The sequence below is a fragment of the Bacillus alkalisoli genome, from assembly GCF_002797415.1.
GTDB classification, from domain to species: Bacteria; Bacillota; Bacilli; order Bacillales; family Bacillaceae_I; genus Bacillus_CD; species Bacillus_CD alkalisoli.
In genome coordinates, this window is the sequence record NZ_KZ454944.1 from 3,539,567 (window position 1) to 3,557,692 (window position 18,126).

The window sequence follows — 18,126 nt, forward strand, 5'->3', positions numbered from 1 at the left end:
TTCGGGAATAGTTGTCGAATCGATATGTGTTTCTACTGTAGAAATCGTTTCTTCTAGAAACGTCTTCATTGTTTGCTTTGCTTGTTTATGGTCTTCTATCTCTTTGTAATCAGGAATCTCTCGATTAATTTCACTTGGAACATCTTCGAGTTCTTTTTCTAAAGTTTTAAAGATTTTCTTAGATAGACGTTTCATGACTCTTTCTACCGTTGCTTTGAACGTGTTTGCTTCTGTGTGAGTACTATCAATACTTACACCAGTATTTTTGATAATACCTTTTTCCACACATTGGCGAACAAATGCGACGATGATATCATCTAATGTAACGTCCTGTAATCGTTGTTTTCGGAATTTAGAGAGTAAACTAGGATCGGGCAATTCTTCATCAGGATTAATGCCTAAAAAATACATGTATGCCAAATTGAGAGACGCATCTTCAATAACTCGCTCATCTGAAAGCTTATAAAGGTACTGAAGTACCAGTAATTTAACCATTAACTCTGGTTCTTTTGCAGGCCTACCATAGTATTTACAATATGTACTTTCTAATAGTTCATTAATAAAACTAAAATCTACGGCATCGTGTACTAATTTGAGTATATGGTTTTCTGGAATTTTGAAGTATAATAGGGAGTAGATGCTTAACTGCATATCTTTTTCTTTAAGCATAGAAGAAAGCCTTCCTTTCTTTTTTGGGATAATTTGTTTCTTAGTCGATACTAATTATACCAAATTTGGATAGGAAGGTTTTCTTTTTTTTATTTATTTACATTTTTTAGGAGTTGTTTTTCAGTGGCCTCAAACCGTCCCGGTGTCCAAAGTTTTATCGAGACGAGCAACTGCCCCGTTCGTTCCCCTAGTGTCATATCGCATTGTTAATAGTATCTTCTTCCTCCATCATCTCTTTCCAACCTCTCCAAAAACACATCAAACATAAATTCCTCATAATTTCCCTTCCGCTTCTCTACAATGAAATTAGCGTATAACGTATTGTAAAAGTAGCCAGCGAATGTAGTGTGTATCTTTTTCGTTTTATGCATAAAGATGGTAGTTTTAAAAGATTGTACGACGGCTTCTATTAATTCTTCTAGCGGGCGATCAAATGGTATCTTGTTATAGGCGATTGTTACACGCTTCCACAATTGGAATATCTCCATTGCACTGAAAAACGGATCGGCAACTTTAACAAATTCCGGATGAACAAGCGGTGGTAAGAACGTGCTATCTATGTATGCATAAGGGTTTTCTTTTAGTCCCTTCTTTTCTATAAAAGAAGATGGAGGTGGTGTGGTATCAGTGGTCGCATTTTCTTCTTTTTGGATAAAAGGTTTTATATTCTCACAGAGTGAATCTAGTTTCTTTTCAGTTTTATTAGGGTGGTCACATACATGGTCATCTTAGTGGAAAAAGGTTGAATGACAAGTATGTTCACCCCTTGCTTGCCGTTTTCACGCACAGTATGAATTTTTTTAAGAAGCCCAAAATCCACGAATTTTTTGATCGATCGTGTTACAGTACGAACACCTAAATTTAATGCAGATGCAATTGTTTGGTTTTTAGAAAAAGAAACACCTATAACTTTACAAGAATGCCTCGCGATATACTGAATCACCTTAATCGCTCCGTTTGACAAAGTTGACTTATATCTATATAAAAAACGCCGAATCTCCTCATTCATTTCTTCCAAACTAGCAAAACTTTGATAGCTTTTCACTGTTTCGTATGTAAACTTTTCCATCCTACTTGCCTCCCTATTTAACAAATTCAATAATATATTATGAAAAGGTCATAAAAATGATAAAAAGGAAAACGATGAATATTCGGTTGGTGAGACTGGGGAAACGTAACATTTTCCTTAGGAATATGTTACGTTTGGGTGGTGAGTTTGGAGGGATATAGGTTGTATAGTGGAAAAAGTTCTGGATCTTTTTCTAGAGGACAGACTGGTAGATTGTTTAATAGTTATCTCTTAGTTAGAAAACCGGAAACTGCTCAAAGCTATCACACAAAAAAAGCCTTACCATCATAGGTTAAGGCTCTTTGGTTTATACTAATTCGATTTTGACTATACACCCACATGGATAGTGTATTGATGCAGACATATTGATTTAGTTGTGTTTACCTAAATTGAATTATCTACTGATAGGGTTCTCCACAGTTTATCTAAATGAGGTTTTTATCCCATCAGAAACCTATTCCTATTAATATCCTTAAGTTCTGGATGTTTTTCCATCAGCTCTAAAGCCAAACGTAAATTTTCGCCTTTTGAGAAAATATACTTATAGGATTGAATTACTTGAAGCTCATTATAGAAATTTATGTATTCTTTAGGAATATGAATAAATCTATTGTATAACGGTATATCTCTTTGGAAATGTTCAACTTCTCTCATCACTAACGCTAATTTTGGTGTAATTGGGAAAATTATTTCTACACCTTTACTACCTAGCCCTTGATGTTCTTTATGACCATAAAAAACTAATGGATTATCGGATGTATAAAATAAGTTTTCTGTTTCGTTAACAGCAAAAATCCATATATGTTTTAAAAATACCTGAGCAAATGATTCTAATAATTCTGTGTCTATTAACTGCTCATTATGAATTAAATTAATCCTATTTTCTTTCAACTTTATTTCTAAACTTTCCAGAAATTCAGAATCAATTTCATTTTTTAAACCCTTCCTAAGTAATAGCTTTGTACCTTTTTCATACATTTGAATTATCTTTTCTCGGTACTCTTTTGTCCTTACAAATTGGATTGCCAAATAGTAGGCAATTATTGCCTTGTCTTCCTCAGGTACTACTTGTACTTTTGTATACATATTTGCTGGTGTTAATGTATATTTTGTAATGATATTTTCAAAGGGGTCAAACATTGTGGTTTCAACTTTTGTTGCAAATACATTTTCTAAATGCTGTTTATCTACTTTATCGGTCAAATCCTCAATTCCGTCTTCAATAGTAATCCCTTCCGCTTTTGCCTCTTCAAGAAGTTTATGGAAGTCTACATCATAAAAGTATCGTTCAGAGGCATAATTCTCCACATTCTGATTTTCTCTTGATTCTTGCTTTTCTTTATCAAAAATATTGAAGCGGTAATTATTTTTATTTATCTTTTTTTGAGCAACTGCAAATTTTCTTAGGTATCTTTGAGGAACATAATGCTGATTCTTTACAATTGATTTCCCCATATTATATTTCACCTCACTTAATTGATTCAGTTAAGCATTATTAAAAAGGTCCAACTCTAAGAGTCAGACCTTCCAAATAATTTATTTAGGTTCTTCCAAACGAGACTTAATTCTCTTCCAATGATTTTTCACTTGAGTTTCCATAAGGTTAACTGTATTAGAATTTTCATCAAAAATTCTTTGTGCTCTCTCAGTATAACTAAGAAAATTCCCATGTCCTTTCTTACTCTTACCCAAGTGAGTGTAATTCTTATATAACTCTCTCCTATAAGATTTACGACCAAACTCTTTTGATTTCCGATTGCATATCCTTACTTTACGATATGTTCTTGTATAGTACTTAAAAAGACTCTTTTCTCTAATTCGAACTTCTTTCCCATTAAAACTAAACCCTAAATAGTCTAATTTTGTCTCATTAAATTCTAAATCTGTAATCTGATTGTCAGAATAAAAATAATTGCCTGTTTTCTCGGGTTGTATTTCTAAATTTGGAATCTGTTCTTTTATATCATCCACAATTTTTTGGTGAATTTGATAGTTATAGTCCTGGACTTCTCCTTCAATAGGAATAACTATAATTAAATCATCACAATATCTTCTATACATCCCCTTTTGTTTTTTTACATACTTTTCAATTTTTTCATCAAAATCTAGTAAATAAATATTAGAGCAAACTGAACTAATACCTGCACCTTGAGGAATTCCATAGTTCTTAGAATTCTTGTAAATATTTTTATACTTAAAGGCTCTGAATTCCTCTTCTGTGAAATATTTATAACTATTTTTAATTTCACTTTCAGTGTACTTAGTCTTTAATTCTGCTTCTATAGAATCTTTAATAAAGTAACTAAATCTTGTTATATTCTTGAAGACATTATAATAATCGTCAGGTAGTGTATCCTTGTCTAGAACATATCGGATTTTCTCTTTAAGATACCTATGGTCTAATGTATCAAAGAAATTAGTAAAGTCAGCAACAAAAATATATGCACTTTTCTGCACTTTTATAAAATCAATAACTTCTTTAGCGAAGTTAATATTGCTTTTTCCAGAAAAACTATTTCTATATGCCGTCGCAACTTCATTAATACCTAGTTTATCTACAACAGAATTATAGTGGTTATTTAGCTTGTCTCCATAGTACTTATATATAAAGCTATCAATGTGAGAGGCATAAAAAATTTTACGCACTTTTTCTTTTGGTTGTTTTTCTTTCCTACTATACTTTTGAAATTTAATTTCAAAATGCATAAACGGATAAAATCCATGTTTAGCAACCCATCGAGGATTCTGGATTTTACCCTTGACTTTTTCAATTGATTTTTTATTATCAAGATGCTTATAACCCTTTACACGATACTTTTTTTTATTCATATTTGGCAGAGCTAGCAAGGGTATGTAATCGTAGCCTATTACTCTATTAAAGAAACCCTTGCAAGCATACTCTCCTTTCAAATTATAGACCATTGCGAACCTATAAAGAGACTACTAAATGCACTAATAGCTTATACTATAATTAGTATATTGAATTGGTTAATTATGACGATTGGAGGTATCCAAATGCCAAGTTATTCAGAAGCGTTATCGATTGTAATTAGCTGGGTCAGCCTTGTGATTACAATTGAGATAAAGCTTGACAGAAATTCACCAATTTCCCTCATAACTACTTTTACGAGGCGTAAACTACCATTACTTTACCATTATCCATCTATTTAGTCAAAATTATCCAAACGCTTTATTAATAACTACTAGATTCCTTTTTTATTTTCAAGATAATAATATATATACAACTTTTTGATTAAAAACGGATACTGTAAGCTACTAACCGTATTAATAAAGAATTACTAATTGCAATCCATTAATGGAAAATTATATAAAAATGAAACCAGGTTATATATTTTTAAGTATAATAGAAGGAGATGGGAATAAGGGGGTTTACAACATGGCATATCAGTCTGAAGCAGAACTAGAAAAAAATTTACATAAACAACTAGTAAATCAAGGCTACAAGGCGGTTAAGATTGCTGACTATGAAGCATTATTAGCCAATTTCAAGCATCAACTAAATTTATTCAACGAACATAAACTAAATGGACAACCATTATCAGATATAGAATTTAAAAGAATACTTACGTTAATTGAAGGAAAAAGCATTTATGACTCTGCAAAAATCTTGCGTGATAAGCTGCTGATTGAACGTGAAGATGGTACACAATTATATGTAGAACTCCTAAACACAAAGGATTGGTGCAAGAACCTATTCCAAGTAACAACTCAAACAACAGTAAAAGGCATCTATACAAATCGTTATGATGTGACTGTTCTTATTAATGGTTTGCCACTTGTACAAATCGAACTGAAACGTCGTGGTTTAGATTTTAAAGAAGCATTCAATCAAATCCAGCGGTATCGTCGTCACACATTTTCTGGTTTGTATCGTTTCCTTCAAATCTTTGTTGTAACTAATGGAATTGATACGAAATACTTCTCGAACTCCGACTACGACATTCAATTTGGCTTTACATTCTTTTGGTCTGACGAGGAGAATGTACTAATCACAAATTTGCAAGAGTTCAGTCAAGCTTTCTTACAACCGTGCCATCTAGCAAAAATGATTAGTCGTTACATGGTTATTAACGATACAGATAAAGCGTTAATGGTCATGCGTCCATACCAAGTTTATGCAGTTGAAGCACTAGTAAAGCGTGCTACTGAAACAAAGAATAATGGATACATTTGGCACACGACAGGCTCTGGTAAAACATTAACCTCTTTTAAGACTGGTCAAATTCTAGCTGACGAAGAGAGTATTAAAAAAGTATTTTTCCTTGTAGATCGACGAGATTTAGATAGTCAGACAATACAAGAATTTAATAAGTTTCAAAAAGGTTCCGTTGACCGAACTGAAAAAACGGATATACTTATTGAGCAAATAAAAGATCCGATGCGATCTTTTATAGTTACAACGATTGATAAGATGAATAATGCTGTAAAAAACCCTAAATATGCAGAACTAATGGCTCCATATAAGCAAGAGCGTGTAATCTTTATTATAGATGAGTGCCACCGCAGTCAATTTGGTGATATGAGAAAAGAAATTGATCGCCATTTTCAAAACGCTCAATACTTTGGCTTTACTGGAACACCGCGCTTTGTCGAGAATAAAAGTCAGGATGGACGTACAACTGCTGACCTATTTGAGAAGTGTCTACATCATTATTTAATTAAAGATGCAATTCGAGATGGCAATGTACTTGGTTTCTCTGTCGAGTACATTCGTACTTTTTATGCAAATATTAATGAAGATGATGATACAAAAGTACAAGCAATTAATACCGATGAAGTATGGCATGATGAGCGACGTCTCAACTTAATAGCAGACCATATAGTAGATAATCATATTCGACGTTCAAAGAGTAAAGGCTATTGTGCTCTGTTTGCAGTCGATTCAATTCCGACACTTATTAAGTACTATGACATTTTAAAACAGAAGGACCACAAATTAAAGATTGCTGGTATTTACTCGTATGGACAAAATGAGGAAAGCGATGGTACTGTCGAACATTCTCGTGAAGCCTTAGACCGCATGATTGTAGATTATAATAAGATGTATAACACTGACTTTTCTACTGAGACATGGGATCGGTACTTTTCCGATGTTTCTAAGAAAGTGAAGCATGCACAAATCGATATTTTACTTGTCGTGAAGATGTTCCTAACTGGTTTTGATAGCAAGCCACTTAACACTTTATATGTAGACAAAAACATGGTGTATCATGACTTACTTCAAGCGTATAGTCGTACCAATCGTGTTGAGAAATCTACAAAGCCATATGGTAACATCGTTTGCTACCGCAATCTAAAAGAAAAAACAGATGATGCCATTAAGCTATTCTCTCGAACAGATAATGTAGATACAGTATTAATGTCTAGTTACGATGAGTATCTTAAAGCTTTTAAAGAAGCATTGGTAAAATTGAGAGAAATTGCAGTTATTCCTGAAGAAGTAGATGAACTAGAACGTGAAGAAGATAAACGAAAATTCATTGTAGCATTCAAAAATGTTACGAAAATGCTCCAACGTTTGCAGTCATTTTCTGATTTCGAATTTGATGAAACAGAACTAAAGATTTCACAGCAGTCTTACGAAGATTACAAAAGCAAATACTTTAAGGTTTATGAAGAGTTTAAGCGTAGTGATGTGCCAAAAGAGTCCATTCTGCATGATATCGACTTTGAATTAGAACTGATGCATACAGACCGAATCAATGTCAGTTACATTTTGAACCTGGTTGCGAATTTGAACACTGAGGACCAAAAAGAACGTGAAAAAGAAATCCGTTTCATTAAGCAAGAATTAGACCATGCATCTGATCCGAAGCTACGTCTAAAAATTGAACTAATTAAAGGCTTCTTGGACAAGGTTGCACCTTCTTTAGCGCCTAATGAATCTGTAATTGATGCATACAATCGCTATGAAGAAGAAATGAGCGAACAGGAACTCACATCTTTTGCAAAAGAAGTAGACATTGAAGATAGCGTATTACGTGAACAAGTATCTTCCTATGAATACTCGAACTTAATTGAAAAGAATGCTATTATGGACTCCTTATCTGGTTCCTTCTTGAAGAAAAACAAAGCGATTAAACACATCACATCATTTATCCGTGACTTTACAGAAAAATATGGTGCTTAAAAGCCATCTACTTAGTTATATCTATTTATACAGAAGAGCGCAGAACCAGCGCTCTTTTTGATATTTTAAAAAATATCAAAAAACACATTATAATTTGTTGATATTTTTTAAAATATCGTTTATATTAAACAAGAAGGTTTTGATATATTAAATAATATCAAAGGAGGGTTGTTGTGAAACTTTATGAAAAAGCACAATTCACACAAGGGGCTTTTGTAAATCGTTTAGAAACATTTTCTGACAACATCGAAACATTAAATATACGACAGTTTTCACTTAAGCAATTTAACGAAACTCTTGGACTAACTTATAGAATATCGAATGAGAAAAGTGCTGAAATAACTGTACCTAAAGAAAAATTATCACCACAACTATTAACGGATACAAACAGTTTAGTTCTACACACACATACCCAAAAAGTTGCTTTGTTACCTGAGAAATATAGTGGGTTACTATTAACTAATAACTTTATTAAAATTCAATTGACTAGCGATGTAGATTTAGCCTTCTTTGAATGGTACTTTAATGAGCATCCATCAATTCAAAAACAATTATCTGTGTTAAGTGAAGGAACAAGTACTTCATTGTTAAAGCTTTCTCATTTAAAGGACTTAGAAATTAACTTACCATCTCTTCAAAAGCAAAAAACTATCGGGAAAATTGCACAATTGAAAAAGCTAAAGAATTCATTATTGGCAGAAAAACGTGAATTAGAAGAGTTATACATTCAACAAAAATTATTCCAAAGTATTAATCTGAATTAATCAAATTTAAGGAGGAATTTATTATGACGACAAGTGAAAAACAACGTCAACAACAAGCTGAATTACATAAAAAATTATGGGCAATGGCAAATGACTTACGAGGTCAAATGGATGCTAACGAATTCAAGGATTATATCTTAGGATTAATTTTCTATCGTTACTTATCCGAGAAAGTAGAAGCACGTGCAGAAAAGTTACTAAAAGATGACAACATCTCTTATGCAAAAGCATGGGAAAGTGACGAGTACCGTGAGGACTTAGCGGAATATCTTATTGACGAGTTAGGATATGTTGTAGAGCCACAATTCCTGTTCTCACGTTTTCTTGAAGAGATTGAAAAAGGTGCAAATGGTAAGTTCGATGTAGAGATGCTACAGAATGGTGTAAAGGCAATTGAGTCATCTACTTTAGGTACGGAAAGCCAAGACGACTTCCAAAATCTATTCGATGATATGGATTTAGCTTCTTCACGCTTAGGACGTACAGTTAAGGATCGTACAAATCTTATCAGTAAAGTAATTGTTAATATTGCTAGTATTCCATTCCTACAAGATGACGTTGAAATTGATATCTTAGGTGACGCATACGAATACATGATTTCTCAATTCGCAGCAAACGCAGGGAAAAAAGCTGGTGAGTTCTATACACCACAACAAGTGTCTAGGATTTTAGCAAAGATTGTAACTGCTGGAAAATCAGAAATTCGTGATGTTTATGATGGTGCTTGTGGTTCAGGTTCTTTGCTACTTCGTGTAGGTAAAGAAGCGAAAGTACACAAATATTACGGGCAAGAAAAGGTATCAACTACATACAACCTAGCTCGTATGAATATGTTGCTACATGATGTTCCTTACCAACGTTTCGATATTCAAAATGCTGATACAATAGAAGAACCACAACATATCGAACAACGCTTTGAAGCAATAGTTGCCAATCCTCCATACTCAGCAAAATGGAGTGCAGATGACAAATTTAAAGATGATGAACGCTTTAGTGCTTATGCAAAACTAGCACCAAAGTCAAAAGCAGATTTTGCCTTCATCCAGCACTTTATACATCAACTAGATGATAATGGAACAATGGCTATTGTATTGCCTCATGGTGTCCTATTCCGTGGAGCAGCAGAAGAAGCAATACGCAAATATTTAATTGAAGAAAAGAATTACCTAGACGCTATTATCGGATTACCTTCAAATATATTCTATGGCACCAGTATTCCAACATGTATCCTTGTATTCAAGAAATGTCGTAAGCATGACGACAATATCTTATTTATTGATGCATCGAGTGAATTTGAAAAAGGAAAAAACCAAAATCACTTATCAGACGAAAACGTTGAAAAAATCATCGCTACATTCTTAAATCGCAAAACAATGCACAAGTATTCTTATGCAGCAACATTGAACGAAATCAAAGAAAATGACTACAATTTAAATATTCCTCGCTACGTGGATACATTTGAAGAAGAAGAACCGATTGATTTACAAGAAGTAGCTCAACGACTGAAAGAACTTGATAAAGAAATCACGGAAGTAGATCAAGAGTTAGAGAAGTACTTTAAAGAGTTGGGGGTGTAAAAGATGCAGACTCCAAAACTAAGGTTTAGTGGTTTTGAATGTGAGTGGAAAACAAAAAAATTACACGAAATTGGTCAATTTAAAAACGGTATTAATAAAAGCAAAGAAGATTTTGGGCATGGAAATTCTTTCGTAAATCTAAATGATGTATTTGGAAAAACTAGTATTAAAAATTCAAATTTTGGTCTAGTCAAAGTTAACAAAAAAGATTTAGTAGAATACAATTTAAAAAAAGGTGATGTACTTTTTATTCGATCATCAGTAAAACCTTCAGGTGTAGGCCTAACTTCAGTTGTTTTAGAAGACCTTATAGAAACTACTTTTAGCGGGTTCTTAATTAGATTTAGAGATACAGAAATTAATTTAGATATTAAATTTAAAGAATTCTGTTTTTCAACTCCTAGTTTTAGGAAAAAGTTACTTGCAAAAAGCACCATAAGTGCTAACACGAATATTAATCAAGAAAGTTTGAAGTCTCTATCAATTAATATTCCCTTTAAAGAAGAACAACGTAAAATTGGTGAATTTTTCAGTTTAATAAATAAGAACATCCTACTACAACAAGAAAAAATAGAGTTGCTGAAGGAACAGAAAAAAGGCTATACGCAAAAGATTTTTAGTCAAGAAAAAAGATTTAAAGATAAGGATGGCCTAGAGTTTCCAAAATGGTCACGTCAGAAACTTGGAAATTTTACGGAACGGGTTACAAGAAAAAATTCTGACTTAAAAACTAAAAGACCATTAACTATTTCTGCACAGCATGGCCTAATTGATCAAGTTGAATTTTTTAACAAAACTGTTGCTTCTCAAAATTTAACAGGTTATTACTTACTTCAGAAAGGGGAATATGCTTACAACAAAAGTTATTCTAATGGTTACCCATTAGGTGCGATAAAACGATTAAATAACTATGAAAATGGTGCTTTATCTACACTTTATATTTGTTTTAAAACAAATGAGAATGTAAATAGTGATTTCTTAGTCCACTATTTCGACTCTACTCAGTGGCACAAAGAAGTATCATTAATCTGTGTAGAAGGAGCCCGAAATCACGGGCTATTAAATGTAAGTGTATCTGAGTTTTTTGAAACTCTACATTACTTACCTTGCCTAGAAGAACAATTAATAATTGCTAAATTCTTTGATAGTATAAATAAACAGATTAAACTAAATGAACTAACATTAAAGAATTTACAAAAGCAAAAGAAAGCTTACATGCAACAAATGTTTATCTAATTAATACAGCACCTTCCCAATATAATGGAACGGTGCTGTCTCAACTTTCGAAAAAACCTCATTTACTTATGATACGGTTCACCTTACGACAAATAAAATAAATATTTCATTATTAAATTCGTCACACACTCCACATGGAATGGACACGGGGACAGGTCGAGGCCACTGAAAAACAACTCCTAAAAAATGTAAATAAATAAAAAAAAGAAAACCTTCCTATCCAAATTTGGTATAATTAGTATCGACTAAGAAACAAATTATCCCAAAAAAGAAAGGAAGGCTTTCTTCTATGCTTAAAGAAAAAGATATGCAGTTAAGCATCTACTCCCTATTATACTTCAAAATTCCAGAAAACCATATACTCAAATTAGTACACGATGCCGTAGATTTTAGTTTTATTAATGAACTATTAGAAAGTACATATTGTAAATACTATGGTAGGCCTGCAAAAGAACCAGAGTTAATGGTTAAATTACTGGTACTTCAGTACCTTTATAAGCTTTCAGATGAGCGAGTTATTGAAGATGCGTCTCTCAATTTGGCATACATGTATTTTTTAGGCATTAATCCTGATGAAGAATTGCCCGATCCTAGTTTACTCTCTAAATTCCGAAAACAACGATTACAGGACGTTACATTAGATGATATCATCGTCGCATTTGTTCGCCAATGTGTGGAAAAAGGTATTATCAAAAATACTGGTGTAAGTATTGATAGTACTCACACAGAAGCAAACACGTTCAAAGCAACGGTAGAAAGAGTCATGAAACGTCTATCTAAGAAAATCTTTAAAACTTTAGAAAAAGAACTCGAAGATGTTCCAAGTGAAATTAATCGAGAGATTCCTGATTACAAAGAGATAGAAGACCATAAACAAGCAAAGCAAACAATGAAGACGTTTCTAGAAGAAACGATTTCTACAGTAGAAACACATATCGATTCGACAACTATTCCCGAAACAGTAAAAGTTCTAAATACAGCCAAAAAAATCTTAGAAGATCCTAAATTTCTAGCACAAAAAGGCGTGCGTTCATTGGTGGATCAAGAAGCTAGAGTTGGACATAAAAGTAAAACATCTCATTTTTTTGGGTATAAAACAGAATTTATTATTACGACAGATGATCGTATTATCACAGCTGTTCACACCGGGAATGGTGCCTATGTAGATGGTACTCACTTCGATGAACTGATGGAGTTAACGAAAAAGAGTGGAGTAACGGTAAACGAGATTTATGGTGATAAAGCTTACTTCCGGAAAGGTATCTTAGATACCATTAAAAAATATGAGGCCATTCCTTATATACCAGTAAGTGAAATGGCATATAAGATAAACGAAGATTTATATGCCTATAATAAGGATTCGGATGAATGGTTTTGTAGTCAAGGGAACTCGACCTATAGAAAGAAATATTCGAATAAAAAGAATCGACAATCAGTTATATACTACTTTGAAAAAGAAAAGTGTCGAAACTGTCCTTTACGATCAGAGTGTATACCTGCCAATAATACCGTAGGTAGAGTATTAGAGGTTAGTATCAATACACCAGAATTCTATGATTACAGCCAACAGCAGAAAACAGATGAATTCAAGGAGAAATATAAAAAGAGAGCATGCCAAGAATGGAAAAACGGCGAAATGAAATGCTTTCACGGGCTAGATCGTGCCAGGGGGTACGGTCTAAAAAGCATGTCTACACAAGCAAAACTAACTGCATTAGCAGTAAATATAAAGAGGATAGGAAAAATCCTATCCTCCAAAACAGCATAAGTGGCGTATTTAATTTACAAGAAACACCATTTTTCCTTCACTGAGAAAAAAAAATGGTGTTTTTAATATTTTTCATGCTAGAAAAGTGGACTTTTTCAGTGTCTCGGACAGGTTTACTGTCCAGGAAAATCCTTACAGTACTAGTTTACCTCCATATCAATTTGGACAATGAATGTCCCTCTGTCCTTTATTGGGAAAGCGTGAACCTGGTGCCTGACCCCCAGTACGTTAAAGATTTACTGAGTTCACAGGCACCTTTTGTATTTAGACAACGTTTTCAAAATAAAGACATCTGCGACATTCTCTCATACTGATTTAATACACTCCGATGGATTTCCTTAACTTCTTTTAAATTCTTTTGCTTTAATTTATTTATATCTCTAACAATAGTAGTCCCTAAATCACTTTGCATCTTATTAATTTCATCGCACAACTTTTCCTTCTGTTCATTTTCAAATGATAGTTGTTCTTCGTTTCTTTTATTCTCAACTAATTTTCTTAAGGATTCTTTTTTCTCTTGTTCTTCTTTTAATTGTTGTTTTTGTTCCTCGATTTTTTTCTTTTTTTCCATTATTACCTTATTTAATAATAAACCAATCTCTAAAGCCTCTAGATCAATATCCATGTCGTTATCTAAAACTTCTCTTATATCCCTTTTTAATCGATCAATTACATATGTAAATAACGGTTCAGTGATGTATGGGAAATTCACCGTTGAAAAGGTCGTTAGTTGTCCTAATGATTTCTCTTTAAAGCTTTTTTCAACTTGAGTTAACAATAACTCCTTTACTGGTTTTTGTTCTTTGTAATGTTCCTGCAATTTTCTTGTTTGTTCTTGCTCCATTCTTTCCATTTCAATCCTTATTGCTAATTCTTCTAATCTATCTTCCATTTCTACATAAATTGCTTGAATTGTATAAAACTGTTCTCTCAATTCGATTATTTGTTTATCTAGTTGATTTAATAATTGTATTTTCTTAGAATTTAGTTTTTCCCTTCTTTTAGTTTCTTCTATTACTAAAAGGATATCTAACGGTTCGTCTGATTTTAGTTGTTCTATTTCTTCTTCATAAGCCTTATTAAAATCTATACCAAATTCTTTTAATAACCTTTCACCTTCGAGTTCAATATTATCATCTAGATGTAAACCGTCTCTATGTTCTAATTCATCTAAAGGTTTATTATTCACTTTGCTTTCTGGTATATAATCAATAGAAATTAATTCTGTTGCTAAAAGAGTATCCACTACTTTTTCTTGTTGGACTCGAAAAATTTCTAAATTATCTCCTATGATGTCTGTTCTTCTAATCATGAAAAAGTGCCCATCATGACTAACTGCAACTACATATTTATATATGTCTAATATAAAATAAAAGCTTTTTGGCACATCAACAGTTATAACAAATGGGGTTGATACCGAATAAGGTAGTAATCGCTCCACATAACTTGAAGTTCCGTCCTCATTTTTCACCAAAACTGATTCTTTAGTTGATGTAAAATTACCTTTTCCGAAAAAAGAGTCTAAAACTATTACCCACGCTGTAGGTATAGCTTCATTAGCGTACGCATTTGTTCTCTCAGCTATTGTTGATCGTTTTATTGAAGGGCTAGCTTGAACTTCTATTGCTAGAATATCTGACATTTCTATAACCGCAACATCCGTACGAACCTTTTTAATTCCAGATTTAAAGGTCCTTTCCATTGCTACTTTATAGCCCCTGTTCTTGAATCTATTATAAAGATCTTTTTTTACTGAAGCATGTGCTAAACTTTCCGCTTCAAAGCATTCTTTTTTACTAATATGAGCAAAATGATTATGTCTGTTTTTTTGGTTACGAAATTTCATTTTTGAATCACAAGAATAACAAAAGAAGCCTCTAAGTTCCTTTTTAATTATTGAACACTCTGAATCTGTAATCGTTGTTGAGTCCACCCTAAAAACTTTATAATCTCTGAAATAATCTTCTTCTACGTTTGGTAGCTTTTCAATGTAGTTGGCATTGAAAGGTATATAAGCATATCGTGGCATATAATATCACATCCCCTTTGAAATGTATTTTAAGTAGTAGTTTTTTCTTCCAATCATTGTATATAAGAAAATTGTACTAGGTAGGGAGGGCTGATTTTGGTGTATGTGTTAATATAGCCACCTCTAGCTTGCTTTTGCATGGAGGTGGCTGTGAAATGGGGGCATTCTTTACTTCGGTGAAGAACCTTTTATCGTTTTCTTCTATGTAGTGCTAACTATTTACTCAAATTCTTCAGTTTGACAAGTTTCTGAGAAAAATTCAATGAATGACCTACCTAAATCGCTTAATGATATATTTTCTCGTTCTTTAGGTTTAAAACTTGCGAAGTTACTTGCAAGTCTATTAGGCTTGCCTTTTTGAACCGACATCGTCCAATCAGTAAGATCATTTACCTTTTTTACAAGCCTTTGATATTCGTCATCATATGAACTTTTGAATAATCCTTGTCTAAGTAATTTCTCTCTAGTTACCCTATAATAATCTACATCAATACCAAGAACATCAAGATATTCGCTAAAGTTACCATCATGAAGGATTTTCTTTTCCTTATCAAATAGAATCTTTAAATCAATTAATCTTAAATTCTTTAATATGTCTAAGTACAAAATCGTCTGTTCTTCCATAAGAGTTTCTTGTCCTGTAAGAGAAACAAATCCATTTGCAATGTATCTAATTTTTTCCGCCTCTTGTTCATCGATAACGTAATCACATATTAGGCCTGCAAAAAACTCCTCAATTAAAAGTCTATTTTCAGAAGTCATTGCTAGGTAATTTTCTTCTATAACTGAAACTCTTTCCTGAAGTTCAGTTATAAAAATAAGTAAGTTTTCTTCCATTCTCTTTTGTTTATAATTTAAAATAACATTGGTTGCACCAGGGACAGCCGCTCCTATAACCCCTTCAAGAAAAACCTCTGAAATAGTTGATACTCCACCTTCAGCTCCTACTTCAATAATTTCTTTTGCTTTTTCTATAAATGATTTTCTCTGTCTTTCACTTTTCAAATGTTAGCCTCCTAGATTCTTACCTGATTCCCTTTAAGTTAAAGTTTTACTGAGCTAGCAGATTGACTAACAATCATTAATATTTGCTATCTCTTATAACAAGAAAGTTCGACAACATTATTGTATCTACCTTTCTGTTCTGCAAAGATTTCTTCCATTCTGCAATTTAAGTATATATTTGTAAATTAGTAAAGAATATTCAGGTCAATTGTCGAAAAATAGTATTTATAATATATCAACAAAATAGACCTCATAGTTTCATGGATTTGTGGAATTAAAGATACATAATCTTGTACTTACTTATTAAACTTCAAAAAAATGGATTGGAGTATAGATCATAAACTTCTCTAGTTTATATGAACTAAGATAGGTAAGGTGAAGAATGAATATAGGACTTTATAGTTAATTTTGGTTAGCTCTTTTTCACTTCGTTTATTGACAATTAGAATAAAAGGGAGTTGTGTTAAATGGCAATTGACAAAGTAAAGGCAAAGGAACTGTTAGAGTCAATCGATGAGGTATTCGATGTTTTTACTAAAGGCCTAAATGAAGAAACAAAAAACTTTCTTAAGAAAGCAGTAATGGGACCTGCAATTGATGAGATAAGGAAATTAGTAGAAGATAGCAGGCCGCCTGTACTGTTGGTAATGGGGAGAAGTGGACACGGAAAGTCTTCTATTATTAATGCATTAGCAGGTAAGCATGTTGCAACTGTAAATGATGTGAAACCTCAAACTCCAGAAACGGTTCCATATGTTATCACATTTAAAGAGTCATATTCCACATGGCAAATCGTTGATACTAGGGGGATTTTTGAAACTACAAAGCCATCAGAAGCTAAAGAAGAAGATGCCGTAACTGTATTGAAAAATAGTATTGTTAAGTATTCACCAGATGTCATTATGCATGTCATTAGTACTCCCTCAACAAGAAACCTCTCAAATGATTTGAAAGTTTACAAAGAAATTATGGATGAAGTAAATAAAGAGCATAAGATAAGTATACCTACTATACTTGTATTAAATAAAGCAGATACAATAGGAAATCCAAGAGAATGGCCCCCTGAAGAAAATGCGAAAAAGACAGGTCTGTTATTAGATGTTATTGATTATATGACGAAAGATGTTTTAAATGTAGAACGTACTCCTTTAAATATTAATTATCAATATCGAGGATATACTTTTAATGAAGGCAATTATGTTGGTATTATTCCCGTTTGTTCACTTGAAGGTGACTTGTGGAATATTCAAAGTCTATCAGACCTTATTGGAAACAACCTTGTAGAAGAGGCTAAGTTAGATTTTTTTCAGGCACAGAAAAGAAATGAACAACTAAGGAAAGTATCATCATCACTTATCAAAAGGTTCACTGCTATAGCAAGTGGGGTAGGCAGTACACCGATACCAATAGCAGATATAGCTATACTGACACCATTACAGCTTTTATTAATAACTATTATTGGTGGTTTATCGGGAAAAGAAATATCAAAGGAAACAGCCTATGAGTATTTAGCTGCGGCCGGTGTAAATGTTGGTGCTGCATTCGGAGTTAGGGAAGGTGCCCGTCAACTATCAAAATTAATTCCTGTTGGTGGTGCTGTCATATCTGGCGGTATTGCAGGGGCTGCGACCTACTCAATAGGTAAATCTGCTGAGGCTTATTTCTTCTATGATAAAAATGTGAAACTGAAAGAAATCAAAAAAGAGATTAAAAAAGAAATCAAAGACATCGACATTCAGAAGATAGAAACTATAAAAGATAAATGGAAAGTTTTCAAATTTGATAGAAAACAAATTATGGAAGATGAAAAAAGAAAGTAGATAACAAGGTATAATCTAGAGTATGCTGGAAGAAACGA

At 32.8% G+C, this 18,126-nt stretch carries 13 protein-coding genes and 1 pseudogene; 7 read left to right on the forward strand and 7 right to left on the reverse strand.

All coding sequences use genetic code 11. The annotated features are described in order from the left end of the window. From CDZ89_RS17660 to CDZ89_RS17680, 5 genes are all read right to left on the reverse strand, one after another. Positions 1-669 (reverse strand): transposase (locus tag CDZ89_RS17660; RefSeq protein ID WP_198508257.1); only part of this gene is annotated, 669 nt, incomplete at its 3' end. Between the two features lie 206 nt (positions 670-875). Beyond that, positions 876-1,142, reverse strand: a complete 267-nt coding sequence (locus CDZ89_RS17665) for a hypothetical protein (protein WP_100334122.1) — start codon at positions 1,140-1,142, stop codon at positions 876-878. A 209-nt stretch (positions 1,143-1,351) separates the two neighbouring features. Further along, positions 1,352-1,738, reverse strand: a complete 387-nt coding sequence (locus CDZ89_RS17670) for a helix-turn-helix domain-containing protein (protein ID WP_100334123.1) — start codon at positions 1,736-1,738, stop codon at positions 1,352-1,354. 438 nt (positions 1,739-2,176) lie between these two features. Further along, positions 2,177-3,193, reverse strand: a complete 1,017-nt coding sequence (locus CDZ89_RS17675) for a DUF4238 domain-containing protein (RefSeq protein WP_100334124.1) — start codon at positions 3,191-3,193, stop codon at positions 2,177-2,179. Positions 3,194-3,274: 81 nt separating this feature from the next. After that, a complete protein-coding gene (locus CDZ89_RS17680; RefSeq protein ID WP_227521550.1) occupies positions 3,275-4,648 on the reverse strand; it encodes a reverse transcriptase domain-containing protein in 1,374 nt (457 codons plus the stop codon). A 105-nt stretch (positions 4,649-4,753) separates the two neighbouring features. Between CDZ89_RS17680 and CDZ89_RS19800 the strand changes: the two genes are divergently transcribed. The 6 genes and pseudogenes from CDZ89_RS19800 to CDZ89_RS17705 form a co-directional block, all read left to right on the forward strand. Then, positions 4,754-4,909 carry a hypothetical protein gene (locus CDZ89_RS19800; RefSeq protein ID WP_157842784.1) on the forward strand — a complete coding sequence of 52 codons (156 nt, stop codon included), beginning with the start codon at positions 4,754-4,756 and terminating at the stop codon, positions 4,907-4,909. 226 nt (positions 4,910-5,135) lie between these two features. Continuing rightward, positions 5,136-7,889, forward strand: coding sequence for a type I restriction endonuclease subunit R (locus tag CDZ89_RS17685; RefSeq protein ID WP_100334125.1), 2,754 nt, complete (start codon positions 5,136-5,138; stop codon positions 7,887-7,889). A gap of 173 nt (positions 7,890-8,062) precedes the next feature. Then, positions 8,063-8,653, forward strand: coding sequence for a restriction endonuclease subunit S (locus CDZ89_RS17690; protein WP_100334126.1), 591 nt, complete (start codon positions 8,063-8,065; stop codon positions 8,651-8,653). 23 nt (positions 8,654-8,676) lie between these two features. Beyond that, positions 8,677-10,230 (forward strand): type I restriction-modification system subunit M, encoded by a 1,554-nt coding sequence (locus CDZ89_RS17695; RefSeq protein WP_100334127.1) that lies wholly within the window; start codon positions 8,677-8,679, stop codon positions 10,228-10,230. 3 nt (positions 10,231-10,233) lie between these two features. Then, the gene (locus CDZ89_RS17700) at positions 10,234-11,466 is read left to right on the forward strand and encodes a restriction endonuclease subunit S (RefSeq protein WP_100334128.1); all 1,233 of its coding nucleotides are present in this window, start codon (positions 10,234-10,236) and stop codon (positions 11,464-11,466) included. Positions 11,467-11,755: 289 nt separating this feature from the next. Beyond that, positions 11,756-13,225 (forward strand): annotated as a pseudogene (locus CDZ89_RS17705) (IS1182 family transposase); the annotation flags it as partial. Positions 13,226-13,511: 286 nt separating this feature from the next. Here the strand turns inward: CDZ89_RS17705 and CDZ89_RS17710 are convergent. Both CDZ89_RS17710 and CDZ89_RS17715 read right to left on the reverse strand, forming a co-directional pair. Then, on the reverse strand, positions 13,512-15,263 hold the full coding sequence (locus tag CDZ89_RS17710; protein WP_100334130.1) for a competence protein CoiA family protein: 1,752 nt from the start codon (positions 15,261-15,263) through the stop codon (positions 13,512-13,514). A gap of 219 nt (positions 15,264-15,482) precedes the next feature. Then, positions 15,483-16,268 (reverse strand): hypothetical protein, encoded by a 786-nt coding sequence (locus CDZ89_RS17715; RefSeq protein ID WP_100334131.1) that lies wholly within the window; start codon positions 16,266-16,268, stop codon positions 15,483-15,485. Positions 16,269-16,735: 467 nt separating this feature from the next. Between CDZ89_RS17715 and CDZ89_RS17720 the strand changes: the two genes are divergently transcribed. Further along, positions 16,736-18,088 carry a GTPase family protein gene (locus CDZ89_RS17720; protein WP_100334132.1) on the forward strand — a complete coding sequence of 451 codons (1,353 nt, stop codon included), beginning with the start codon at positions 16,736-16,738 and terminating at the stop codon, positions 18,086-18,088. Positions 18,089-18,126 lie beyond the last annotated feature (38 nt).